This window comes from Intrasporangium zincisolvens, assembly GCF_034724055.1.
Taxonomy (GTDB): domain Bacteria; phylum Actinomycetota; class Actinomycetes; order Actinomycetales; family Dermatophilaceae; genus Monashia; species Monashia zincisolvens.
This window is the reverse complement of the sequence record NZ_JAWIIL010000003.1, coordinates 489,843-512,868: the sequence shown is the minus strand read 5'-3', so window position 1 is coordinate 512,868 and position 23,026 is coordinate 489,843. Positions and strand designations below refer to the sequence as shown.

The 23,026-nt window shown below is 73.1% G+C and carries 20 protein-coding genes; 10 read left to right on the top strand and 10 right to left on the bottom strand.

Annotated features, from left to right (window positions below; translation table 11 throughout):
* Positions 1 to 65: 65 nt before the first annotated feature.
* The 4 genes from RY076_RS10830 to RY076_RS10815 form a co-directional block, all read right to left on the bottom strand.
* Positions 66 to 1,226 carry a DNA polymerase III subunit delta' gene (locus RY076_RS10830; RefSeq protein WP_323097681.1) on the bottom strand — a complete coding sequence of 387 codons (1,161 nt, stop codon included), beginning with the start codon at positions 1,224 to 1,226 and terminating at the stop codon, positions 66 to 68.
* Complete coding sequence (gene tmk / locus RY076_RS10825; protein WP_323097680.1) at positions 1,223 to 1,882, bottom strand: dTMP kinase; 660 nt, start codon at positions 1,880 to 1,882, stop codon at positions 1,223 to 1,225. The genes RY076_RS10830 and tmk overlap by 4 nt, the downstream gene beginning before the upstream one ends.
* A gap of 77 nt (positions 1,883 to 1,959) precedes the next feature.
* Positions 1,960 to 2,994 carry an aspartate-semialdehyde dehydrogenase gene (locus RY076_RS10820; RefSeq protein ID WP_323097679.1) on the bottom strand — a complete coding sequence of 345 codons (1,035 nt, stop codon included), beginning with the start codon at positions 2,992 to 2,994 and terminating at the stop codon, positions 1,960 to 1,962.
* Positions 2,995 to 3,047: 53 nt separating this feature from the next.
* Positions 3,048 to 3,866: a MerR family transcriptional regulator gene (locus RY076_RS10815; protein WP_323097678.1), complete on the bottom strand. Its 819-nt coding sequence runs from the start codon at positions 3,864 to 3,866 to the stop codon at positions 3,048 to 3,050.
* Positions 3,867 to 3,964: 98 nt separating this feature from the next.
* Between RY076_RS10815 and RY076_RS10810 the strand changes: the two genes are divergently transcribed.
* From RY076_RS10810 to RY076_RS10800, 3 genes are all read left to right on the top strand, one after another.
* Positions 3,965 to 4,933 carry a LysR family transcriptional regulator gene (locus RY076_RS10810; RefSeq protein ID WP_323097677.1) on the top strand — a complete coding sequence of 323 codons (969 nt, stop codon included), beginning with the start codon at positions 3,965 to 3,967 and terminating at the stop codon, positions 4,931 to 4,933.
* Positions 4,934 to 4,975: 42 nt separating this feature from the next.
* A complete protein-coding gene (ddaH, locus tag RY076_RS10805; protein ID WP_323097676.1) occupies positions 4,976 to 5,746 on the top strand; it encodes a dimethylargininase in 771 nt (256 codons plus the stop codon).
* A 94-nt stretch (positions 5,747 to 5,840) separates the two neighbouring features.
* Positions 5,841 to 7,091 (top strand): NAD(P)/FAD-dependent oxidoreductase, encoded by a 1,251-nt coding sequence (locus tag RY076_RS10800; protein ID WP_323097675.1) that lies wholly within the window; start codon positions 5,841 to 5,843, stop codon positions 7,089 to 7,091.
* A gap of 13 nt (positions 7,092 to 7,104) precedes the next feature.
* On the opposite strand, the gene RY076_RS10795 is transcribed toward RY076_RS10800, so the two are convergent.
* A complete protein-coding gene (locus RY076_RS10795) occupies positions 7,105 to 7,659 on the bottom strand; it encodes a MarR family winged helix-turn-helix transcriptional regulator (protein ID WP_323097674.1) in 555 nt (184 codons plus the stop codon).
* A 54-nt stretch (positions 7,660 to 7,713) separates the two neighbouring features.
* Here RY076_RS10795 and RY076_RS10790 point away from each other — a divergent pair, with 54 nt between their 5' ends.
* Together RY076_RS10790 and RY076_RS10785 are read left to right on the top strand one after the other, a co-directional pair.
* Positions 7,714 to 9,774, top strand: a complete 2,061-nt coding sequence (locus RY076_RS10790; protein WP_323097673.1) for an MMPL family transporter — start codon at positions 7,714 to 7,716, stop codon at positions 9,772 to 9,774.
* Positions 9,775 to 9,897: 123 nt separating this feature from the next.
* Entirely contained in the window at positions 9,898 to 10,212 is a 315-nt protein-coding gene (locus RY076_RS10785; protein WP_323097672.1) for a hypothetical protein, read from the top strand.
* A 226-nt stretch (positions 10,213 to 10,438) separates the two neighbouring features.
* Here RY076_RS10785 and RY076_RS10780 read toward each other — a convergent pair whose 3' ends face one another.
* On the bottom strand, positions 10,439 to 12,019 hold the full coding sequence (locus RY076_RS10780) for an MFS transporter (protein WP_323097671.1): 1,581 nt from the start codon (positions 12,017 to 12,019) through the stop codon (positions 10,439 to 10,441).
* 100 nt (positions 12,020 to 12,119) lie between these two features.
* Between RY076_RS10780 and RY076_RS10775 the strand changes: the two genes are divergently transcribed.
* Positions 12,120 to 12,875: a TetR/AcrR family transcriptional regulator gene (locus RY076_RS10775; RefSeq protein ID WP_323097669.1), complete on the top strand. Its 756-nt coding sequence runs from the start codon at positions 12,120 to 12,122 to the stop codon at positions 12,873 to 12,875.
* Between the two features lie 3 nt (positions 12,876 to 12,878).
* Here the strand turns inward: RY076_RS10775 and RY076_RS10770 are convergent, their stop codons facing one another.
* The gene (locus RY076_RS10770; RefSeq protein ID WP_323097668.1) at positions 12,879 to 13,688 is read right to left on the bottom strand and encodes a TetR/AcrR family transcriptional regulator; all 810 of its coding nucleotides are present in this window, start codon (positions 13,686 to 13,688) and stop codon (positions 12,879 to 12,881) included.
* A gap of 132 nt (positions 13,689 to 13,820) precedes the next feature.
* On the opposite strand from RY076_RS10770, the gene RY076_RS10765 reads away from it, so the two are divergent.
* Positions 13,821 to 15,335 carry an MFS transporter gene (locus tag RY076_RS10765; protein WP_323097667.1) on the top strand — a complete coding sequence of 505 codons (1,515 nt, stop codon included), beginning with the start codon at positions 13,821 to 13,823 and terminating at the stop codon, positions 15,333 to 15,335.
* Positions 15,336 to 15,408: 73 nt separating this feature from the next.
* Here RY076_RS10765 and RY076_RS10760 read toward each other — a convergent pair whose 3' ends face one another.
* Together RY076_RS10760 and RY076_RS10755 are read right to left on the bottom strand one after the other, a co-directional pair.
* Positions 15,409 to 16,005, bottom strand: coding sequence for a GNAT family N-acetyltransferase (locus RY076_RS10760; RefSeq protein WP_323097666.1), 597 nt, complete (start codon positions 16,003 to 16,005; stop codon positions 15,409 to 15,411).
* Positions 16,005 to 17,387, bottom strand: coding sequence for a serine hydrolase domain-containing protein (locus tag RY076_RS10755; RefSeq protein ID WP_323097665.1), 1,383 nt, complete (start codon positions 17,385 to 17,387; stop codon positions 16,005 to 16,007). The genes RY076_RS10760 and RY076_RS10755 overlap by 1 nt, the downstream gene beginning before the upstream one ends.
* Positions 17,388 to 17,675: 288 nt before the next feature.
* Here RY076_RS10755 and RY076_RS10750 point away from each other — a divergent pair, with 288 nt between their 5' ends.
* Positions 17,676 to 19,910, top strand: coding sequence for an NADP-dependent isocitrate dehydrogenase (locus RY076_RS10750; protein WP_323097664.1), 2,235 nt, complete (start codon positions 17,676 to 17,678; stop codon positions 19,908 to 19,910).
* Positions 19,911 to 20,121: 211 nt separating this feature from the next.
* Here the strand turns inward: RY076_RS10750 and RY076_RS10745 are convergent, their stop codons facing one another.
* Positions 20,122 to 20,820 carry a FadR/GntR family transcriptional regulator gene (locus tag RY076_RS10745; protein ID WP_323097663.1) on the bottom strand — a complete coding sequence of 233 codons (699 nt, stop codon included), beginning with the start codon at positions 20,818 to 20,820 and terminating at the stop codon, positions 20,122 to 20,124.
* Positions 20,821 to 20,977: 157 nt separating this feature from the next.
* On the opposite strand from RY076_RS10745, the gene RY076_RS10740 reads away from it, so the two are divergent.
* Positions 20,978 to 21,544 carry a gluconokinase gene (locus RY076_RS10740; protein ID WP_323097661.1) on the top strand — a complete coding sequence of 189 codons (567 nt, stop codon included), beginning with the start codon at positions 20,978 to 20,980 and terminating at the stop codon, positions 21,542 to 21,544.
* Positions 21,541 to 22,926 (top strand): GntP family permease, encoded by a 1,386-nt coding sequence (locus RY076_RS10735; protein WP_323097660.1) that lies wholly within the window; start codon positions 21,541 to 21,543, stop codon positions 22,924 to 22,926. The genes RY076_RS10740 and RY076_RS10735 overlap by 4 nt, the downstream gene beginning before the upstream one ends.
* Positions 22,927 to 23,026 lie beyond the last annotated feature (100 nt).

Sequence of the window (23,026 nt, the reverse complement as noted above, 5' to 3'; positions counted from 1 at the left end):
GTCCGAAACGGTAACCGCTCCGGCTGGGCGCGCGAGCCGGCGCTGCGCGGGGCCCGTGGGACTCCTCACATGCCGAGATCGCGCGGGAGCCTCAGCCGCAGCGCCATCGACTCGAGAGCCAGGAGCGGCTGGACGTTGGCGTTGATGCGGTCGCGGGCCTCGCTGATGGCGTCCATCGCCCCGAGCAGCTGCTCGGCCGTGAAGACGCCGGCCAGCCCGCGAACCCGGTCGACGGCGTCGGGGTTGACGAGGCCGACGTCGGATCCGAGCCGGGTGACGAGCGCGTCGCGGTAGATCGAGGTGAGGTCGACGAGGGCGCGGTCGATGACGTCGCGCTCGTGCCGCTTGGCGCGGGTCTTCTGCTCCTTCTCGAGCGCGCCCAGCTGCGAGCGGATGTGCGGAGGCTGGGCGCGGGCGCCGGGATCGGCACCGAGGGTCTCCATGAGCCGCGCGCGCTCGGCCGCGTCGCGCTCGGTGCTCGACGCCGAGGACTCCTCCTCGGCGATCTGGGCGAGGTCGGCCGCCGCGTCGATGGCATCACCGACGCCGACGATCTTCGTGGACATGGCGATGACGTCACGGCGGCGGATGCGGGCCTGCTCGTCGCGGGCCAGGCGGCGGGCCAGCCCGATGTGGCTCTGGGCCGCTCGCGCGGCGTAGAGGGCCATGGTCGGCTCGACGCCGTCGCGGCGCTGGAGCAGCTCGGCGACGGCCTCGACCGGCGGCGTGCGCAGGCGCACGTGGCGCGAGCGCGAGCGGATCGTGACGATGACGTCCTCGAGGCTCGGCGCGCAGAGCATCCACACCGTGCGCGGCGTCGGTTCCTCGAGCGCCTTGAGCAGGGCGTCGGCGGGGGCGTCGGTGTAGGCGGTGAGGCGGTCGGCGTCCTCGATGATGATGATGCGCCAGCGCCCGACCGACGGTCGCATCGCCGCCTCCTGGACGAGGGCGCGCGCCTCGGCGACCTTGATCGACAGGCCCTCGGTGGCCACGACCTTGACGTCGGCGTGGGTGCCGTCGAGGGCAGTGCGGCACTCGACGCACTCGCCGCAGCCGCCCTTCGGGCACTGCAGGGCTGCAGCGAAAGCCCGTGCGGCCGTGGACCGCCCGGACCCCGGCGGGCCCGTGAAGAGCCACGCGTGCGTCATGGCCGCCTCGTCGCGGACGGCCCGCGAGAGGGTCTCGATGGTCGGCTCCTGGCCGACGAGGTCGCGCCAGACGGTCATGAGCGGCTCGCGAGGAGGTGGTCGACGCGGGCCAGGACGTCCGCGTGCAGCGACTCGACGGGCTCGGACGCGTCGAGGACGAGGTAGCGGCCCGGGTCGGCGGCGGCGAGGTCGAGATAGCCCTGGCGGACCGCTGCGTGGAAGGCGTCGGCCTCCGACTCGAGCCGGTCGTGGACGTCGCCCCGGCGGGCCCGGCCAACCTCGGGCGCGACGTCGAGGACGATCGTGAGGTCGGGCAGGACTCCGCCGACGGCCCAGTGCTGCAGGTCGCGGATCTCGTCGGCACCGAGGTCGCGACCCGCGCCCTGGTACGTGATCGAGCTGTCGACGTAGCGGTCGGTGATGACGACGTCGCCCGCGGCCAGTGCCGGACGGATGAGGGTCTCGACGTGGTGGGCCTTGTCGGCGGCGAAGAGCAGGGCCTCGGCCCGTGCGGCCATGTGGTCGCCGTGCAGCACGAGGTCGCGGATCTGCTGGCCGAGGGGGGTGCCCCCGGGCTGGCGCGTGACGACGACGCGTCGCCCACGGCGCTCGAGGGCCTCGGTGAGCAGCCGCACCTGCGTCGACTTGCCGGCGCCGTCGCCGCCCTCGAAGCAGACGAAGAGTCCGGGTGCCGTGCTGGCTCGCGTGGTGCTGGCGGTGGGCGTCTCCGTCACGGCCCCGAGCCTAGGCGATGGCACCGTCACCGCCCGCCGGCCCCGCGATCCCGGCGACGATGCCGGCGACGCCCCGGTCAGCGTCGGGCGAGGAGCGCCTCGGCGATCTGGACCGCGTTGAGGGCCGCACCCTTGCGCAGGTTGTCGCCGACGACGAAGAGGACCAGGCCCTTGCCCTCGGGCGCGGCCTGGTCGACGCGGACGCGGCCGACGAAGACCTCGTCGCGACCGGCCGCCTCGAGCGGGTTGGGCACGTCGGTGACGACGACGCCGGGCGCGTTCTTGAGCAGGTCGAGGGCCTCCTCGGGCGTGATGTCACGCTCGAACTCGGCGTGGATCGCGAGGCTGTGCCCGGTGAAGACAGGAACCCGGACGCACGTGCCGGACACGCGCAGGTCAGGGGCGTGGAGGATCTTGCGCGACTCGTTGCGCAGCTTCTGCTCCTCGTCGGTCTCGAGCGACCCGTCGTCGACGATCGAGCCGGCGAGCGGCACGACGTTGAAGCCGACCGGCACCGCGTAGACCTGCGCCTCGGGCACCTCGACGGCGCGGCCGTCGAGCGCGAGGTCGGCCGGGTCGCCGGCGTCGTAGGCGCCGCGCAGCTGGCGGTCGAGCTCCTGGACGCCCTTGCCACCGGAGCCGCTCACGGCCTGGTAGCTGCTGACGTGCAGGCGCACGAGGCCCGCGGCGTCGTGGAGCGGCTTGAGGGCCGGCATCGCGGCCATCGTCGTGCAGTTCGGGTTGGCGACGATGCCCTTGGGGATCGTGTCGAGGTCGACCGCGTTGACCTCGGAGACGACGAGCGGCACCTCGGGGTCCTTGCGCCAGGCGCTCGAGTTGTCGACGACGACGGCGCCGGCTGCGGCGACCTTCGGGGCGAGCTCGCGGCTCGCGGCGCCACCGTTGGAGAACAGGGCGATGTCGATGCCGGAGAAGTCGGCGGTGGCCGAGTCCTCGACGGTGACGTCGCGGCCCTTGAACGGCAGCGTCGTGCCGGCCGAGCGCGCGGACGCGAAGAACCGCACGTCGTCGAGCGGGAACTCCCGCTCCTCGAGGAGGGCCCGCATGACCCCGCCGACCTGACCCGTAGCACCGAAGACACCGACTCGCATGTCCCAAGGCTACGGCCCGGGCCGTCGGGGCCCGGGCCGCGTTCACTCCTCGGTCACGCCGGTCGGTCGCTCGACGCGTGCCGGTCGGCGTTGGCGTGGATCGCGTCGTGGACGTACTGCGCGAGCCCGGGCGCGAGGTCCTCGTACGTCTTCGTGAACCGCGGGTCGGCGACGTACATGTCGGCGAGGCCGCGGTGGAAGTCGTGGTCGAGGTCGTAGAAGCGGTCGGCGATGTGCCGGCGGTGCTGCTCGGCGGCGTCCATCGCCGCCTCGCCCGTCGCGGGCTCGCCGGCGGTCATCGCCGCGACGAAGGCCGCGTTGACGGCGTCCATCTCGGTCTTGACCTGCTCCCAGTCGGCCTTGGTGTAGCGCTGGGTCCGGGCCGCCGACTGCTTCCACGCGTCGGTCTCGCCCCAGCGCTCCTGGGCCTCCTGCTGGTACTCGTCCCTGAAGCCGTCGCCGAAGAGCTCCTTCATCTCCTCGGGCGTGGCGGGCTGGTTGCTCATCTCTCTCTCCAGTGCTCGGTCGATGGCCGCGACGATCCCGCTGAGCTCGTCGAGCCGGGTCATGACCGTGTCGCGCTGCCGCCGTAGGTGGGTGGCGGCGTCCTCGCCGCCGTCGAGCAGCGCCGCGATCTCCTCGAGCGGCAGCTCGAGCCGGCGGTACACGACGACCTGCTGCAGGCGCGTCAGGTCTGCGTCGGTGTAGAGCCGGTAGCCGGCTCCCGAGCGCTCGCTCGGGGTGAGCAGGCCGATCTCGTCGTAGTGGTGCAGGGTCCGCACCGTCACGCCGAAGACGTCGGCGACCTGCCCCACCGTCCAGGTGGCCATCTGCGGCACCTGCCTCACGTTCGGGGTCGCATCCGTGGTCATGGGTCGAGCGTGACGCCTCACGTGACGTGAGGGTCAAGCCCATTCAAGAGCACGGCGTCCGGGAGCACGAGAGCTGCGCGCGCCCTACTCTCGGGGACGTGGAGCTCGAGGTCCGTCACCTGCGCGTCGTCGCGGCGGTCGCCCAGCACGGCAGCGTGCCGGTGGCGGCGGCAGCGCTCGGTGTCACCGAGGCGGCGCTCGGCTCGGAGGTGCTGCGCATCGACCGGGCCCTCGGCTGCACGGTGTTCCGCCCCTCCGGCGCCGGCGTGGAGTGCACCGCAATCGGCGAGCGGGTCGTCGCGCGGGCCCGGGCCGTCCTCGACGAGCTCGCCGGGCTGCGCGAGGACATCCGTTCCGACGCCGCCGGCCGGGGCCCGCTGCGCCTCTCCTCGGACTCGATGCGCTTCTTCAGCTCCTTCGTCGGGCAGGCCTACGCCACCGACATGCGTCGCCCGCTCATGCCGGTGCCGCCACTGCCGGGCACGACGACGACCGCGGCCCTCGTCGACGGGCGCATCGACGTCGCCGTCGTCATCGTCCTGACGGCCGCGACGCCGGTCGACCGGCCGATGATCGGCGAGCGCGGCATCGTCGAGCGGGAGCCGCTGCTCGTCGCGCTGTCGGCCAGGCACCCGCTCGCCTCGCGTCGCTGCGTCGACATCACCGACCTCGCCGGCGAGGACTGGATCCTGCCGCCGTCGGAGATCGACCCCGGCAGCGAGGCGACGGCGGCGGTCCTGGCCCGCCTCGGCGTGACGCTCCGGTCGACGTACGGCCCGCACGACCTCGGGCCGCTGTGGCCCTCGGTCGTCGCCGGGCGGGCGGTGTCGTTCGCCGTGCCGACCGCGTCGGCCCCGCCGGGCGGCGTGCTGCGTCCGCTCACCGGGCAGCCGATCACGGCGCGACGTGTACTCCGTTGGCGCCGTGGGGCGCTCGACGAGCCGGACGTCGAACGGTGCGCCCGCGCGGCCGGCTCGGCCTACCGTGAGCAGCTGACCCACACCGCGCAGACCCAGGACTGGTGGCGTACCGCGCTGTCGGAGGAGAAGCCGACCCTCGCCCCCTGAGCGCCCACGGGCGTCGACGCGTCGGGCCCCTAGGGTGAGCGCGTGCACCGTCGCCTCGCGCTCGTCCGCCGACCCTCGCCCCAGCTCGCGGACGGGATCGTGACGCACCTCGAGCGCGCCGCACGCGTCGACGCCGTGCTGGCGCTGCGGCAGTGGCAGGAGTACTGCGACGTGCTTCGCCGACGCGGGTGGCAGCTCGAGGAGGTGGCCCCGGTCGACGCGTGCCCCGACGGCGTCTTCGTCGAGGACCAGGTCGTCGTGCACGGCGCGGTCGCGGTGCTGTGCCGCAGCGGCGCGCCCGAGCGGCGGGGCGAGCGCGCCGGGGTCCGCGAGGCCGTCGAGGCCCACGGCTACCGCGTCGTCGAGGTGACCGCGCCCGGCACCCTCGACGGCGGCGACGTCCTCAAGCACGGCCGCCACGTGTGGGTCGGCACCGGGGGCCGCACCAACGCCGAGGGCGTCCGGCAGCTGGCGGCAGCCTTCTCCCACAACCGCGTCGAGGTCGTGCCGGTGCCGCTCTCGCGCGTCCTTCACCTCAAGTCGGCCGTCACCGCGCTGCCCGACGGCAGCGTCATCGGCTACCCGCCGCTCGTCGACGACCCGTCGGTGTGGGACGCCTTCGTCCCCGTCCCGGAGGAGGCCGGCGCGCACGTCGTGCTCCTCGGGGGCCAGTCGGTGCTGATGTCGGCGGCGGCCCCGCGCACGGCCCACCTGCTCGAGGGGCGGGGCCTCGACGTCACCGTCGTCGACATCTCCGAGTTCGAGAAGCTCGAGGGCTGCGTCACCTGCCTGTCGGTGCGCCTCAGGGGCTGAACGAAGGGCACCCGGCCCAGCCCACCGTTGGCGGGTATCGCGGGTCTAGAGTGCAGCAGCGGGGGCCGGACTCGAGCAGTGGGGTGATCCTTCAGTGGACGCAGACGTCGTCGTCGTGGGTGCTGGGCTCGCAGGTCTGAGGTGCGCACGAAGGCTGACCGAGCTGGGTCGCGACGTCGTCGTCCTCGAGTCGAGCGACGCGGTGGGGGGCCGCATCCGCACCGACGTCGTCGACGGGTTCCGTTGCGACCGCGGCTTCCAGGTACTCAACCCCGCCTACCCGGCGGTGCGCCGGTGGGTCGACGTCGGCGCCCTCGACCTCAAGCCGTTCGGCTCCGGGGTCCTCGTGCGACGCACCGACGGCCTGCAGGTCGTCGCCGACCCGGTCCGCGAGCCGAGGCTGCTGGCCCGCACCATCCGCTCGGGCTACCTGCACCCGCGCGAGCTCGCCGGCGTCACCCGGTGGACCGCCCGCGTCATGGCCGACCCGAAGACCGTCATCCGCCAGCCCGACACGACGCTCGCCGAGTCCTTCGACGAGGCCGGGGTCACCGGGCGCCTGCGCCACGAGGTCATCGACCCGTTCCTCGCGGGCGTCCTCGTCGACAGCCACGGCACGAGCTCGGCGAACTTCACCAAGCTGCTCGTGCGGATGTTCGCCCTCGGCCGCCCGGCCGTGCCGGCGACGGGCATGCAGGCACTGCCCGAGCAGATCGCGGCGCCGCTCGGAGACCGCGTCCGCCTGCACAGCCACGTCGAGGCGATCGACGCGTCGGGCGAGGGCGTCGACGTGCGCGTCGACGGCACCCGGATCAGCGCCCGCGCGGCCGTCGTCGCCACCGACCCGGGTGGCGTCGCCGACCTGACGCCGCTGAGCGAGCCGGCCACACGGGGCCTGGTCACGTGGTGGTTCGAGGCGCCCGAGCCGCCGACCGAGCTGCCGCTCGTCGCCATCGACGGCCGCCGTCACGACCACACCTCCCCCGGGCCGGTGTGGAACACCGCCGTCCTGTCGGCCGCGGCCCCGAGCTACGCCCCGCCGACGCGTCACCTCGTCGAGGCCACCTGCCTGCTCGACCGGCCCGACGGCGACGCCGCGGAGGCCGACGTGCTGCGCCACGTCGGCGAGATCTACGGCTGCGACACGAGCGGCTGGCGCACCGTGACCCGGCACCGGATCGACTCGGCCCTGCCGCTCATGGCTCCCCCGCTCGAGGTGCGCTCACCGGTGCACCTCGGCGACGGCCTGTTCGTGTGCGGCGACCACCGCGACACCGCCTCGATCCAGGGCGCGCTCGTGTCGGGGCAGCGCGCGGCCGAGGCGGTCAACGCCCACCTGCCGTGACGCGTCCGGGCCCTCAGCGGGTCAGCGCGGTCATGGCGTCGATGGCGCCCCGGAGGTAGCGCTCGACGACCTCCCGCTCGTCGTCGGCGAGCGACGCGTCGAGCGCGGCCAGCGACTCGAACATCGGGCGCATCCGCGCGAGCACCTCGGCGCGGCCGCTGTCGGTGATGACGACCTCGGTGCGCCGGCCGTCGCCGGGGTGCGAGCGCCGTTCGGCGTGCCCGTGGGAGACGAGGCGGTCGACGACGCCCGAGGATGCGGCCGAGGTGACGCCGAGCAGCCGGGACAGCTCGACGGGCCCGACCGGACCGCGCATGAGGTGGCGCAGCGAGTGCAGCTCGGAGGTGGACAGGCCGGCCCGGCGGGCGACGATCCCGGGCACCGACTCGGAGACCTCGACGAGCTCCTGGAGGGCGGCGAGAGTCGGCGTCGTGCGCCACTCCGGCACCCCGGGGACCAGGCCGACCTCGGGCAGGTCCGAGCCGACCGGTCCGACAGGACCGGCGGGACCTGCAGGGGCGGCGGGGGTCGCTGACGCGTCGCGTCGCTTCGTGCTAATGTCACTCACCAACTTAGTAATCTTCTGAGTAACCCAGTTACTCATCCTAACCGGAGGTGTGTCGTGCGGGTTCTGACCGACAGGATCACGCGGCGATGGTGGGCCGTCGCCATCGTCATTCTCGCCCTTGCAGGGGCCATGGGCGTCGTCGGCGCGGTCGGCGAGGCGACGCGGACCGCCGCGACCACCGACGCACTGCCCGTCGGCTCCGACAGCGCCGCGGCCGAGCAGCTGCGCGACCGCCTGCCCGAGGTCAAGGGCTCGAGCGCTGTCGTGCTCTTCTCACGCGAGGGCGGGCGCCTCGACGCCGCCGACCTCGCCGCCGTCGAGGCTCGGGCGGCCGCACTGCCCGGCGGCGGACGCATCCCGACGCAGCGCAGCGACGACGGCACGGCCGCGCTCGTCGTCGTGCCCGTGGCCGCCACCGACGCCACCGGCACGGGCAAGGCCGTCGCCGACATCCGGAGCACGGCTCGCGAGGGGCTGCCCGAGGGCCTCACCGCGCAGGTCACCGGACCGGCCGCCGTGGAAGCCGACCTCGCCAAGGTCTTCGACGGCGCCAACACGCGGCTGCTCGTCGCGACGGCGTCGGTCGTCGCCCTGCTGCTCGTGCTGACCTACCGCAGCCCGATCCTCTGGATCGTGCCGCTCGTCGTCGTCGGCGTGGCCGACCGCGTCGCGGCGGTCGTGGCCACGCACGTGCTGTCGGCGTTCGGGCAGGCCTGGGACGAGTCGACGATCGGCATCCTGTCGGTCCTCGTGTTCGGCGCCGGCACCGACTACGCCCTCCTGCTCATCTCCCGCTACCGCGACGAGCTGCGCCACCACGAGGACCGCCGCGAGGCGATGTCGCTCGCCCTGCACCGCACGTCCGAAGCCGTCCTGTCGAGTGCGGTGACCGTCGTCGTGGGTCTCCTCACGCTGCTGCTCTCACTCTTCCCGGCGACGCGCGGGCTCGGGCTCGCCTGTGCCGTGGGCGTGGTCGTCGCGGCCGCCTTCGTACTGCTCGTGCTGCCGGCGACGCTCGTCTGCTTCGGGCGCTGGGTCTTCTGGCCGCGCGTGCCGCACGTCGGCCAGGAGTCGCTCGCCGACGGACACACCCTCTGGCGCCGCATCGGCGACCGCGTCGCCGCTCACCCGGGCCGCGTCATCGCGGTGACGCTCGTCGTTCTCGCCACCATGGCGAGCGGCCTGCTCGCCGTCGACACCGGCCTCAAGCAGTCCGACCAGTTCCTCACCAAGCCCGAGGCCATCGCCGCCGGCGAGCGCCTGGCCCAGTCGTTCCCGGCCGGCAGCGCGGACCCGGCCGTCATCGTCACGACGGGCGACGCCGAGGCCGTCCGTGCGGCCGCCGCCGGCGTCGACGGCGTGGCGAGCGCCCGCGTCACGGCACGCGGCGACGGCGTCGCCGAGGTGGACGCCGTCATCGCGGCCGCCCCGAGCACCCCCGAGGCCACGGGCACCGTCCGCGCCCTGCGCGACGCCGTGGCACCCATCGCGCAGACGCACGTCGGCGGCACCGAGGCCGTGGCGCTCGACCAGGCCGAGGCGTCCTCGCGCGACCGGTTCGTCATCCTGCCGATCGTCCTGGGCCTCGTGCTCGTAGCGCTCGGGCTGCTGCTGCGCTCGGTGGTGGCGCCGCTCGTCCTCGTGTCGACCGTCGTCGCGACCTACCTGGCCAGCGTCGGGGCGTCGTGGTGGATCTTCACCAAGGTCTTCGGCTTCGAGGCCCTCGACGACAGCGCGCCGCTCTACGCGTTCGTCTTCCTCGTGGCGCTCGGGGTCGACTACAACATCTTCCTCGTCACGCGGGCGCAGGAGGAGACGCGCCGGCACGGTCCGCGCCTCGGCATGCTCCGCGGGCTCGCGGCCACCGGCGGGGTCATCACGAGCGCCGGCATCCTGCTCGCCGCTGTCTTCGCGGTGCTGGGCGTGCTGCCGCTGGTCGTGCTGGCCCAGATCGGCGTCATCATCTGCGTCGGCGTGCTGCTCGACACCCTCGTCGTGCGGACGCTGCTCGTGCCGGCCATCGCCATCGTCCTCGGCGACCGGTTCTGGTGGCCGCGGCGCATCCGCAGGGTCGAGGCCGTCGAGGCCCCGGCCTCCGAGCTGCAGCGCGTCTGAGCCGTTTCACCGGTCTTCGACAAACCCTCGACAAACGCTTGACGACTCAGGGTGGCCACGGTCACTCTGAGTCGTCAAACCTTTGACAAACCGTGGACGCTCGGGGAGACACAGGAGTCATCGATGAAGATCGCCACCGCCACCGCTGCCCTGGCCCTCGTCGCCACCGCCGCTCTGACCAGCGCCGGATCGGCATCGGCCTCGGGTCGGCAGGACACCGCCTGCATGCGCGCCGGCATGAACACGCTCAAGTCGCTCGGGGTCTTCCCGCACGTGGCAGCCAAGGGGCTGCCGATCTCGACCGCGCTGGCGGTCGGGGTGACCCCGAGGCCCGGCGCCGACATCAGCGGCGTGCCCGACCCGATCCCGCTGAGCCTCCTGCTCGCCGACCACCGCGCCGGCAGCCACAGCCTGTTCGTCTACCCCTGGTGTTCGTGAGTGCGGCTGAGCCCATGACCACCCCTGACCCGACCGGCTGACCCGGGCGCGGGGGCCGGCGGGTCGCGGCGGAGTTCGGGGCCGCCGCGACCCCACCCGATCCGACCCCCCGCCCCCACCTCGACACCCGCCGGGCGTGCTGCGCTCCCGCCCGGCGGGGTGCGGCGTGGACCACGAGAACGACCTTCCCGGCTCGTGGTCCACGCTCGCGACGCCCCGGGGACGCTCAGCCGACGCGGGCGGCCGCGCCCACCTCGCCCTCCACGTCGGCGCGGCGGGCCTCGTGACGGGGTAGGAACGCGAGCGCCACGACGGCGCCGACGACGAGGACGGCCGCCGCGACGACGTCGGTGACGTGCATGCCGTGCACGTAGGCCTCGCGGGCCGCGGCGAGCACGCCGTCGCCCGTCGCACCCCCGACACGCGCAGCGACGACCGACGCCTCCCCCAGCGTCTGGCTCGCGGCGTCGACGACCGAGGCCGGCAGGCCGGCCGGCAGCAGCTCGACGACGCGTGAGGCGTACGTCGCGCCGAGGACGCTGCCGAGCACCGCCATCCCGAGCGCACCGCCGAGCTCGCCCGCGGTCTCGACGAGCGCCGACACCGACCCGGCCCGCTCGGCCGGGGCCACGCCGATCGCATACTCCGTGACGAGCGTCGCGACCGACACCAGGCCCGCCGCCACGAGCGAGGCTGCCACGAGCGTCACGAGGATCGACGAGTCGACCCCCGCGAGGCGCATTCCCATGAAGCCCCCTGCCGCGGTGAGGAATCCGGCCGCCATGACGACCGGGCGCCCGACGCGTCCGGCCCATGCGGCGGCGGCGGGCGCCGCGGCGCCGACGAAGACCGAGGGCAGCAGGCTCCACAGCGCCGCCGCGAGCGCGCTGTAGCCGAGCACCGACTGGAGGTACAGCGTCACGAGCACGGCGTTGCCCATGACGCCGAACATCCCGATGACCTGCACGGCGACCGAGCCGCCGAAGCCGCGGCGGCGGAAGAGCGTGAGGTCGACCATCGGGAAGGCGATCCGCGACTGGCGCCGCACGAACGCCACCCCCGAGGCCACCCCGACGACGAGGAACCCGGCCAGCGGCATCGACCACCCGTCGGCCGCGACCTCCTTGAGCACGTGGACGAGCGGCAGGATCGCGAGCAGCGAGAGGGCCGAGCCGAGCGCGTCGATGCGCGCCGAGGGCGCCTTGGACTCCGGGAGCAGGAACGGGGCGACGGCGAGCAGCGCGAGCATGACCGGGACGTTGACGAGGAACACCGAGCCCCACCAGAAGTGCGCGAGCAGGACGCCGGAGATGACCGGCCCGATACCGACGCCGCCGGCCATCACGGCCGACCAGACCCCGACGGCCTTGGCGCGCTCGCCGGGGTCGGCGAAGAGGTTGCGGATGAGCGCCAGGGTGCTCGGCATCAGGGTGGCTCCGCCGACGCCCATGAGGGCGCGCGCAGCGATGAGCCACTCGGCGCTCGGGGCCCACGCGGCGAGCAGCGAGGCGAGCCCGAAGGCCATGGCACCGAGGAGGAGCAGGCGTCGCCGGCCGATCCGGTCGGCGACGTTGCCCATCGTCAGGAGCAGCCCGGCCAGCACGAAGCCGTAGACGTCGAACATCCACAGCACCTGGGTCGCCGACGGTGCGAGGGCCTCGGCGATGTGCGGCACCGCGAAGAAGAGGACGGAGACGTCCATCGACACGATGAGCAACGGGAGGCACAGCACGGCGAGGGCGGTCCACTCGCGCCTGCCGGCACGGGGAGCCGAGGACGGTGGGGCGGCGGAGATCGGGTCCGTCATGGCGGGACTTCCTATCTGTGTATGTCGCATAGTGTTTAGGTGCTACACAGAAGGTAGGACGTAACTGCGTATCGCGCAAGCAGTTGGCTAGGATCGGCTCGTGACCGACGAGAACACGGCCCGACGGCAACCGGCCCTGCCGCGCTACCTCCAGCTGCTCTGGGGGCGCGAGCCCGAGGGTCGGCGCGGCCCGCGCCCGGCGCGGACCATCGAGGAGATCGGCGCCGCCGCCGCCGCCATCGCCGACCGCGACGGCCTCGACGCGGTGTCGATGAAGAGCGTCGCGAGCGCGGTCGGGTTCACCACGATGTCGCTCTACCGGTACGTCGACAGCCGCGACGAGCTCGGCGCCGTCATGCTCGACGTCGCCCTCGGCGCGCCCGACCTCCACTTCACTGCGGGCCAGGGCTGGCGCGAGCGCATCACGGCCTGGACCCGGCAACTGTCCGAGCGCCGCATGGCCCACCCGTGGACCGTCGAGGTGCGCCAGGCGGCCCCACCCCTGACCCCGAACGCGATCACCTGGATGGAGCGCGGGCTCGAGGCACTGGAGGGCGCGGACCTCACGTCACAGCAGCGCCTGTCCTCGATGCTCGCGATCGACGGCTGGAACCACAACCACGTGCGCCAGTCGGTGCAGATGGGTCTCGTCGGCATCCCCGACCCCGACGGACCCCAGTCGGACTACCTCGAGCAGATCGGCATGCTCGTCGACCCGGAGCGCTTCCCGCTGCTCATCGCCGCCGGGCCGGGAGCGCTCGATGACGACGAGGAGGACTTCTTCGACGAGGAGTTCGACCACGGTCTGACGCTCCTGCTCGACGGCATCGAGGCACTCATCGCCCGATCACGTTGAGGCTCAGCGCTTTCCGCGGCTCCGTGCCTTCGATCCCCCGCCGTCCTTCGCGGGCACGGTGCTGGCGATGCCGGCTATGAACATGTCGACGCCGAACGCGAACCGCTGTTCGCCGTCGCCGTCCATCAGCTCGCCGAGGTGGGAGGTCATGACCGGGAAGCGGTCGCGCGGCAGGGCGGCGAAGAACTCCCCCACCTGCGCGAAGTAGGCCCTGCCCCGCTCCTCGGACTCCTCCGGCGTGGCCCCGCCGAAGCGCCGCTGCATGAGCCAGCCCTCGTACGCGTCGGCCCCGATGTACAGCGAGATCCGGTCCATCGCCCAGGCCGCGACGTTCATCGGCACCCCGCCGTCGCGCATCGCCGCGAGGAGGTCCTCGGCGCCGCGCAGCGAGGCCTCGGTCGTCGGGATGTCGGCGAAGCTGAGCAGGGCGATGTCGGCGTGCCGGCGGTACACCTCATGGACGCTCGCGGCGAAACGGCGCAGCCCGTCCTGCCAGCCGACCTCCCGGAAGTCGGGGAAGTCGACCTCCTCGATGACCCGCTCGTGGACGCGCACGAGCAGCTCCTCGCGCGACTCGACATAGGCATAGAGCGAGGCGGGTCCGGTGCCGAGCTCGGTGGCGACGCGTCGCATGGTGACACCCTCGGTGCCCTCGGCGTCGACGATGCGCAGGGCGGTGTCGACGATCCTCTCGAGCGAGATCGGGGTGCGGGCGCGGGTGGCCCGCGGACGCGGACGCCAGGGGACGTCGGGGAGGTCGGGGAGGTCGGGGCGCTCGGGCGTTCCCGAGCCCGTCGTGACGCTGCCCGCCATGCTGCTCCCCTCGCTGCCGCGGCCCCGGTCGGACCTTCTGACGAACATCGTACTTGACGCGAACGCTGTTCGTGAGTAGAACACTGTTCGTTACGAACAACGTTCGCCAACCGCGACAGCCGAGGAGACGCCATGAGCACCCCGTCCACCACCTCACCGCCACCCGCGGTCCCCGAACCCACCGTAGAAACCGTCGAAACCGCGGACACCGTCGACGCGTCCTTCACGCCCCACCCCTACCGCTGGGCCGCCCTGTTCGTCGTCCTCGCGGCCGAGGTGATGGACCTGCTCGACGCGCTCGTCACCGTCATCGCCGGGCCGTCGGTCGTGCGCGACCTCGGCGGCAGCGCGACGCTCGTGCAGTGGTTCACCGCGTCCTACACCGTCGCGATGGCGTCCGGCCTGCTGCTCGGCGGCCGGCTCGGTGACCTCTTCGGCCGGCGCCGGATGTTCCTCGTCGGCATGGCCGGCTTCACCCTCGCCTCGATCGCGTGCGCCGCCGCGGTGTCGCCCGAGATGCTCGTCGTGACCCGTGTCGTCCAGGGCTTCTTCGGGGCGGCGATGATCCCCCAGGGCCTCGGCATGATCAAGGAGATGTTCCCGCCGGCCGAGATGGGCAAGGCCTTCGGCGCTTTCGGCCCGATCATGGGCCTTTCGTCGGTCGGTGGGCCGGTGCTCGCGGGGTGGCTCGTCGACGCCGATGTCCTCGGGCTCGGGTGGCGGGCGATCTTCGCCATCAACATCCCGATCGGCGTGGCCGGCTTCCTCGCCGGGCTGCGCTACCTGCCGGGGTCGCGTCCCGACCGGTCGCTGCGCATCGACGTGCCCGGCGCACTGCTCGCCACCACCGGCATGGTCGCGCTCATCGTCCCGCTCATCCAGGGCCGCGAGCAGCACTGGCCTGCATGGTGTTTCGCACTCCTGGCCCTGTCCGTCGCCGCCTTCGCAGCGTTCGCCGTGCTCGAGCGACGCCGCGACCGCGCCGGTCTCGCGACGCTCGTCGTGCCCTCGCTGTTCACGAAGCGCGCCTTCACCTCCGGCCTGCTCACCGGGCTCGCGCTCTTCGGGTCGCTGATGGGCACCTCGCTCGTCCTGACGCTCTTCGTGCAGCTCGGGCTCGGCTTCGACCCGCTCCACGCCGGTCTCGCGGGCCTGCCGCAGGCGCTCGGCATGATGGCCGGGTTCGGCATCGCCCAAGGCCTCAACGAGCGGCTCGGCCGCCGCCTCATGCACCTCGGCGGCATCGTCCTCGCGGGCGGCCTCGTGCTGCTCGGCATCATCGTCGGCTCGTCCGGCGCGTCGGTCACGATCCTCGCGCTGGCCCCGGCGCTCGTGCCCATGGGCATCGGCATGGGGATGGTCATGGCGCCGTTCTTCGACATCGTCCTGGCCGGGGTCTCGCCCGAGGAGTCCGGCTCGGCGTCCGGCACCCTGACGGCGGTCCAGCAGATCGGCGGCGCGCTCGGCATCGCGGTGCTCGGCACGGTGTTTTTCGGCCACATCGAGGGCGGGGCGGCCGCACCGACGATCGACGGGTTCACCTCGGCGGTCCAGACGTGCATGTGGGTGGCCGTCGCGATGGTCGCCGCCGCGTGGCTGCTCACCTTCCTGCTCCCCCGCCAGGCGGAGCACCACGGCGCCCACTGAGGCCCCGCGTCAGGCAGCCGCACCCGGCGCCCGGGCCCGCACGGCCCGGGCCCGCACGGCCCGGGCGCGCGTCTCAGCCCATCCACTCCTCGCGCAGCACGGCCCACTCGTTGTCGTCGAGCCAGGTGCCGTCCTTGCCGAGCGACTTCGCGTGGATCGTGGCCTCCAGCCGCATCCCGATCCGGTGCAGCACGCGGTTGGAGGCGATGTTGTCGGCGTACGCGTCGGCGGTGATGCGGCGCAGGCCGAGGTCGTGGAAGCCGATGCGCAGCAGCTCGGAGGCGGCCTCGGCGGCGAGGCCTCGCCCGTGGACGTCGGGGTGCAGCGCGTAGCCGATCGTGCCCTCCCACGCGTCGGTCGGCGTGCGCGAGATGGAGTGGCACGGCTCGAGCCGCAGCATGACGTCGCCGATGACGCGTCCGGTGCGCTGCTCCTCGACGGCGAGCCCCAGCAGCGGCTCGAGCGCGTCGGGGCGCCCGCGGGCGATCCGCGTCACGACCCGCTCGCGCACCTCCGCGAGGGTGAGCACGTCGTGGCTCAGGTGCACGACGACCTCCGGCAGGCTGCGGAAGGCGTGGATCGGCTCGATGTCCTCGACGCGCAGCGGGCGCAGCAGCAGCCGGTCGGTGCGCCGCGGCCAGACGAGGGTCGCGAGGTCGGGTCGGGGCATCAGCGCCAGCCGTGCTCGGCGACGCCGCCCGGCACGTCCGCGGCCGGGTCGTAGGGCGTGCGGGTGAAGCGGAACGAGGCCAGGTCGAGGTGGGAGGCCGTGCCGTCGGGCCGGCGCACGACACGCAATGGCTCGCCCGTGTAGTAGCCGTCGAGCCCCACCCACGCGTCGGGGCCGTCGGCCTCGACGCGGGCGAACCGCGACCCGCGCGCCTGTCCGGGCTCGCCGAGGACGAGGTGCTCGCCCTCGAGCCGGGCCGTCGCGACCGCCGGCCCCCAGTGCCACGTGCCGCCGAGGTCCACCGCTGCTCGGTGCCCCGACGCGCCGGCGGCGTCGGCGTGCCAGGGCGCCACCGGCTTCGGCTCGCGCTCGGCGAACGCCTCGAGCAGCGTCTGGGCGACCGGCCCCATGCCGGTGGTCGCGTTGGCGGCCACGACGACGCCGTCGCCGGAGTCGAGGCGCACGCGCAGGCCCGCGAGGAAGCCCGGCATCGAGCCGCCGTGTCCGGCGTAGCGCACGCCGTCGAGGTTCCACACCTGCCAGCCGAGGCCGTGCGCCACGGTCCAGGCCTGCCCCGGCAGGTCGTTGACGGTGCGTGGCTCGCACATCTCCGCGAGCGTGTCGCGCGAGAGCACGCCGGCCGTGTCGCCGCCGAGGAAGGCGGCCCAGCGGGCGAGGTCCGTCGTCGTCGACCACAGCTGGCCGGCCGGCCCCATCGCGCCGGCGTCGTGCTCCGGCTCGGGCAGCAGGACGTCGGCGAAGGGGTGGACGGCCAGGCCTTGTGCCGCCTTGCCGGTGGGGCGGGTGGTCGTGCGGTCCATGCCGAGCGGCTCGAGCAGCTGGCGGCGCACGACCTCGGACCACGGGGCCCCGTGGGCGCGCGCCACGAGCTCGCCGAGGGCCGCGTAGCCGACGTTCGTGTAGTGGAAGCGCCGACCCTCCGCGAACCGCTGGCCGACGGGCGAGGCGACCAGCTCGTCCCACGAGCCGCCGGGGGTGCGCTCCCACCACGGGCCGTTCGTCTCGGCCTGCAGGCCGGCGCCGTGCGAGAGCAGCTGGGCGATCGTCACGTGCCCGAACGGCGTGCCCGGCACGTGCTGCTCGAAGCGGTCCTCGAGGCCGAGGCGGCCGGCGTCGCGCAGGCGCAGCACCGCGACCGCGACGAACGTCTTGGTGATCGAGCCCATCCGGTACTGGGTGTCGGCGTCGGCGGGCGCACCGTCGCTGCGCCCGTCGAGGGTGCCCACCGCGTCGGACCACACGAGGTCCCCGCCACGGACGACGCCGGCCGCCACGGAGGGCAGGCGGTGCGTGCGCTGCTCGGTCGCGAGCAGGTGGGTCAGGTGGCGGGCGGTCGCGGCGTCGGGGCGGTACGGGCTCACCCGCCCGAGCCTAGGGGCGGTGGTCGTGCCCCGCCGCCCGGCCCGGGTGGACGCCGGCACGCGACGCGTCCGAGGCGCTCGACGCGTCTGGCGTGGCGCAGGCCACCCCGGCAGGATGGGACGGCGGCCCCACGGCCGCGACGCATCAGATATCTTGATGTCAAGATTTCTTGCCGGTGGACCGTGGCGTCCTGTCGCCGCGGCCGGCCCGTCGGGATCGGACGACTCGTCCGAAACACCCGAACAGCCTGCCGGCACGACCAGAGCACACCGAACGGAGCACCCGCGTTGGACTCGACCATCATCTACACGCACACCGACGAGGCCCCCGCGCTGGCGACGGCCTCGCTGCTGCCCATCGTCTCGGCCTTCGCCAAGCAGGCCGGTGTCGACGTCGAGACGCGCGACATCTCCCTGTCGGGCCGCCTCCTCGCCGCCTTCCCCGACGCCTTGACGCCCGAGCAGGCCGCCACCGGCGTCGGGCACGACGCGCTCGCCGAGCTCGGCGAGCTCGCGCAGACGCCCGAGGCGAACATCATCAAGCTGCCGAACATCTCGGCCTCGATCCCGCAGCTCAAGGCCGCGATCGCCGAGCTGCAGGCGCAGGGCTACGCGCTGCCCGACTATCCGGACAACCCGAGCACCGACGCCGAGAAGGCGGCCCGTGCGGCGTACGACAAGATCAAGGGATCGGCCGTCAACCCCGTTCTGCGCGAGGGCAACTCCGACCGCCGGGCTCCCGCCTCGGTCAAGAGCTACGCACGCAAGCACCCGCACTCGATGGGTGCCTGGAGCGCCGACTCGAAGACGAACGTCGCGACGATGGACGCCGACGACTTCCGCCACAACGAGAAGTCGGTCGTCATCGACGGCGACAGCACGATCCGCATCGAGCACGTCGCGGCCGACGGCACCGTCACGGTCCTCAAGCCCGACTTCCCGGTGCTCGCCGGCGAGGTCGTCGACGCCACCTACCTCGACGTCGCCGCCCTCGAGCGCTTCCTCGCGGCGCAGGTCGCGCGGGCCAAGGAGGAGGGCGTCCTCTTCTCGGTGCACCTCAAGGCCACGATGATGAAGGTCTCGGACCCGATCATCTTCGGCCACGTCATCCGCGCCTTCTTCCCCGCGCTGTTCTCCGGGCACGCCGCCGAGCTCACCGCCGCGGGCGCCTCGCCGAACGACGGCCTCGGCGCGATGCTCAAGGCCGTCGAGTCGCTGCCGGCCGAGCAGCGCGCGGCCGTCGAGGACGCGGTCAAGGCGGGCCTGGCCGACGGCCCGGCGCTCGCCATGGTCGACAGCAACCGCGGCATCACCAACCTGCACGTGCCGAGCGACGTCATCGTCGACGCGTCGATGCCGGCGATGATCCGCACCTCGGGTCACATGTGGAATGCCGCGGGCGACGAGCAGGACACCCTCGCCGTGCTGCCGGACAGCTCGTACGCCCCGATCTACCAGGTCGTTCTCGACGACTGCCGCGCCCACGGCGCCTTCGACCCGGCCACGATGGGCTCGGTGCCCAACGTCGGCCTCATGGCGCAGAAGGCCGAGGAGTACGGCAGCCACGACAAGACGTTCGAGATCGCCGAGGCCGGCACCGTGCGCGTCGTCGACGGTTCGGGCGCCACGCTCCTCGAGCACAGCGTCTCGGCCGGCGACATCTGGCGCGCCTGCCAGACCAAGGACGTGCCGATCCGCGACTGGGTCAAGCTGGCCGTCAACCGGGCCCGCGCCACCGGCACGCCCGCGGTGTTCTGGCTCGACGCCGACCGCGCGCACGACGCCAACCTCATCACCAAGGTCAAGGAGTACCTCGGCGAGCACGACACCGAGGGCCTGACCATCGAGATCCTCGCGCCGGCCGAGGCCATCGCATACTCGCTCGAGCGCATCCGCAAGGGCGAGGACACGATCTCGGTCACCGGCAACGTCCTGCGCGACTACCTCACCGACCTCTTCCCGATCCTCGAGCTCGGCACGTCGGCCAAGATGCTCTCGATCGTCCCGCTCATCAACGGCGGTGGCCTCTTCGAGACCGGCGCCGGCGGTTCGGCCCCGAAGCACGTGCAGCAGCTCGTCCAGGAGGACTACCTGCGCTGGGACAGCCTCGGGGAGTTCCTCGCCCTCGCCGTCAGCCTCGAGCACCTCGCCGAGTCCACCGGCAACGCCCGCGCCAAGCTGCTCGGCGAGACGCTCGACCGGGCCACCGGCCGCCTCCTCGACGAGAACAAGTCACCGGCGCGCAAGGTCGGCCAGATCGACAACCGCGGCAGCCACTTCTACCTGGCCCTCTACTGGGCCCAGGAGCTGGCACAGCAGACCGACGACGCCGAGCTCGCGGCGGCCTTCGCCGACACGGCCAAGGCCCTCGCCGACAACGCCGAGGCCATCGACGCCGAGCTCATCGGCGCCCAGGGCCACGCGGTCGAGATCGGCGGCTACTACCGCCCCGACCCGGCCAAGGTCACAGAGGTCATGCGCCCGTCCGCGACGCTGAACGGCATCGTCGACGCCCTCGCCTGAACCGTCGAAAGGCCACGTTCGGCTGACCCTGAACCGTCGAAAGGCCACGTTCGGCTGACCCTGAACCGTCGAAAGGCCACGTTCCGTCCTCGGAACGTGGCCTTTCGACATGTCCACCGCAGCCGATCGTGGCCTCTCGACGGTTGGGAAGCGACCGATCGTGGCCACTCGACGGTTGGGGAGCGGCCGAAGGTGGCCTCTCGACGGGTGATCAGCCGTCGCGGAGGGCGTCGCTGGCCTCGGCGATGATGGCCTGCATCGCGGCCGAGGCGGCCGCGCCGTCGCCGGACTGGACGGCCTCGGCCACGTCACCGTGCAGCCGCACCGCGACCGGGTTCGGCGTGGCCGGCATCAGGTCGTGGTGCGTGCGACCGGCCAGCACCTCACCGACCACCCCCGCCAGCGCCGCGAGCATCTCGTTGCCCGACGCCGCGAGCAGCGTCGCGTGGAACAGCTGGTCGGCCTGCAGGTAGGCCTCCAGGTCACCGGACTTGGCATGCACCGCCATCGCCACCACGGCGCCGGTCATCGCCCCGCACTGCTCCGGCGTCGCGTGCGCGGCCGCCAGCTCGGCCGCCACCGGCTCGACGCCTCGACGCAGCTCCCCCAGTGACAGCAGCTGCCCCTCCCGGCCCGGACCGTCCAGACGCCACCGGATCACCCGCGGGTCGAACACGTTCCACGACGCGCTCGGCAGCACCCGCACCCCGAGGCGCTTGCGCGCCTCGACCAGGCCCATCGAGTCGAGCACCCGCACCGCCTCGCGCACCACCGAGCGCGACACCCCGTACCGCTCGTCGAGCTGGTCGATGCGCAGGACCGTGCCCGTGGCCAGCTCACCCGACACGACCTGCCGGCCGAGTGCGTCGAGGACGCTCGCGTGGAGCGCGGGGCGGCGTTCGGCGGGCATGGCGTCAGCCTGTCACACGGCACACGCGCTCGACATCTTGCGTCTTTAAATCTGTTTTATTTGCTCCAACGACTTGATAAGACGCTCTTGTTGCTCCACTCTAGGTCGAGCGACTCGACGAAGAGAGCGATCGAGCCGGACGAAGGAGTCACGGAGCATGTCGCACTGGACGACAGCGAACAGCCAGCACCACCCACCACCCCTGGTCGTCGTCATGGGGGTGTCCGGCTCGGGCAAGACGACGGTCGGCGCCGCCCTGGCCCAGCGCCTGCGCGTCCCCTTCGCCGACGCCGACGACTTCCACCCGCAGGCCAACATCGCCAAGATGTCGGCGGGCATCCCGCTCACCGACGACGACCGCGGCCCGTGGCTGGCCACGATCGCCCGGTGGCTCGCCGAGCACGCCGCGACCGGTGGCGTCACCAGCTGCTCGGCCCTGAAGCACGACTACCGCGACGTGCTCGCCGCGGCCGCCCCGCACGTGTACTTCCTGCACCTGCACGGCGCCCCGGAGGTCATCGCGGCTCGCGTCGCAGGCCGCCCCGGGCACTTCATGCCCGCCGCCCTCGTCGAGTCGCAGTTCGCGACGCTCGAGCCCCTCGGCTCCGCCGAGCACGGCGCCGTCCTCGAGGTCGACCAGCCCGTCGACGACCTCGTCACGCAGTCCCTCGACCTCCTGTCCTCCCGCACCATCTCCAGCGAGCCGGAAGCGATCCACTCATGACCACCACCCTGCTGTCCGCGTCGGTCGTCGCCGCCGACGCCGCGCCGGCCATCCCCGCCGGGCGCCTCGTGCCCGCCGCGCTGATCGGCATCGCCGTGCTCGTCCTGCTCATCGTGCGCTTCAGGCTGCACCCGTTCCTCGCCCTGACCCTGGGCTCGCTCACCGTCGGCGCCGTCGCCGGCGTCGCGATGAGCGACGTCATCGACAGCTACACCAAGGGCTTCGGCAGCACCGCGGCCGGCGTCGGCATCCTCATCGCGCTCGGCGCGATGTTCGGCAAGCTGCTCGCCGACTCCGGCGGCGCCGACGAGATCGTCGACACCATCGTCGGGCGCAGCTCGACGAAGGCCCTTCCCTGGGCCATGGCCGGCGTCGGCGCCATCATCGGCCTGCCGATGTTCTTCGAGATCGGCCTCGTGCTGCTCATGCCGGTGATCTTCCTCGTCGCCCGTCGCTCGGGCCTGTCGCTCGTGCGCGTCGGCATCCCGGCCCTGGCCGGCCTGTCCGCGATGCACGGCCTCGTGCCGCCGCACCCCGGTCCGCTCGTGGCGGTCGACGCCCTCAAGGCCGACCTCGGCATCACCCTCGGCCTCGGCATCCTCGTCGCGATCCCGACGGTCGCCGTGGCCGGTCCGTGGTTCGCGCGCCTCGCGTCCCGCTGGGTCGACGTGCCCGCCCCGGACCTCTTCGAGCCCCGCGCCGAGGCCGCCACCCGTCGCCCGTCGTTCGGCATCACGCTGTTCACCGTCCTGACGCCGGTCGTGCTCATGATGGCCAAGGCGCTGGCCGACATCCTCGCCGGCAAGGGCACCCCGGCCCGCGCCGCGCTCGACGTGCTCGGCACGCCGCTCGTCGCCCTGCTCATCGCCGTCATCCTCGCGATGTTCACGCTCGGCCGCGGTGCCGGCATGGGCATCAAGGAGGTCAGCGCCTCGCTCGAGACCTCGCTCGCGCCGATCGCCGGCATCATCCTCATCGTCGCCGCCGGTGGTGGTTTCAAGCAGACGCTCGTCGACACCGGCATCGGCCAGCTCGTCGCCGACTGGATCGCCGGCAGCGGCCTGTCGGTGCTCCTGCTCGCCTGGCTCGTCGCGGTCCTCATCCGCCTCGCCACCGGCTCGGCCACCGTCGCCACCGTCACGGCGTCGGGCATCCTCGCCCCGCTGGCGGCGGGCATGCCGGCCACCCAGGTCTCGCTCATGGTCCTGGCCATCGGCGCCGGCTCGGTGTTCTTCTCCCATGTCAACGATGCCGGCTTCTGGCTCGTCAAGGAGTACTTCGGGATGAAGGTCGGCCAGACGATCAAGACGTGGTCGCTCATGGAGACCGTCCTGTCGGTCACCGGACTCGTCCTCGTCCTGCTCCTCAACCTCGTCGTCTAGCCCTCCCCCAAACCGTCGAGAGGCCACGAGTGGTCGCTCCACGACAGTCGAAAGGCCAGCTCTCGTCACGAGAGCTGGCCTTTCGACGCGCCGGAGGCGA